2 protein-coding genes are annotated in these 674 nt (G+C 56.2%); one reads left to right on the top strand and one right to left on the bottom strand.

Going from position 1 to position 674, the window contains the following annotated elements:
• Positions 1–183, bottom strand: a 183-nt coding sequence (locus tag AB5758_RS07940; protein ID WP_368155481.1) for a thymidylate synthase, incomplete at its 3' end; no start/stop codon positions are given.
• 166 nt (positions 184–349) lie between these two features.
• Here AB5758_RS07940 and AB5758_RS07935 point away from each other — a divergent pair.
• The gene (locus AB5758_RS07935) at positions 350–673 is read left to right on the top strand and encodes a DUF134 domain-containing protein (RefSeq protein WP_368142003.1); all 324 of its coding nucleotides are present in this window, start codon (positions 350–352) and stop codon (positions 671–673) included.
• Position 674: the final 1 nt, after the last annotated feature.

Genomic DNA, 674 nt, shown 5'->3' with positions numbered 1-674 from the left:
GCGCAGGGTGAGCGCAGGGAACTCCTCGCGCAGGTCGTAGCGCGCCGTAACGCCAAAGTTTTTAATGGTATAGGCAGGGGTGCCGTCCTCCCACACCGGACGGACCTTTTGGCCCTCGGTGGTGGTGCCATGGTCCAGAATGTCGCGGCACATGGATACAAACTGTTGATCAGCCTTGCTCATTGACCCTCCTGTCAGTCGCCTATAAGCGATTTTTATTGTAGCCCAGGCGCGCACAGCCCCACAGCCCAAACATAAGCCCTCATTTTCTGACATATGACAGAAATTCCTTGCGCAAATCCCCACGTTCGCTATTCTATTGTTGACATATGTCAGATTTGGAGAGTGTATGGCAGGAAGACGCGAAAAATTGCGCCGTGTTGGGATCATCCCCGAATATCGTTGCTTTACCCCCGACGGCCTTGCCAGCGGAGACGCTATCGATATGACAGTCGACGAGCTCGAGGTCTTGCGCCTATGCGACCTGGAAGGCCTCAATCAGGAGGAAGTCGCCCAGTGCATGGGCATTGCCCGCGCCACGGTGGCGGCAATCTGCAGCCGCGCGCATCGCAAGGTGGCAAACGCGCTGGTCAATGGAGGTAGTGTCGAGAAAGTTGGTGTAAGGGCCCTTGCGGCCCCTGTGTCCGATATCCGGAATCAGTTGATATCCTAGG

The sequence above is a fragment of the Collinsella aerofaciens genome, assembly GCF_040926405.1.
Classification (GTDB): domain Bacteria; phylum Actinomycetota; class Coriobacteriia; order Coriobacteriales; family Coriobacteriaceae; genus Collinsella.
Note: the sequence above shows the minus strand (reverse complement) of the source record. Positions and strands in the feature narration are given on the sequence as shown.

Excerpts from the sequence above, each read along its gene's own strand:
- AB5758_RS07935 (WP_368142003.1), top strand. The coding sequence starts at position 350 with ATGGCAGGAAGACGCGAAAAATTGCGCCGTGTTGGGATCATCCCCGAA.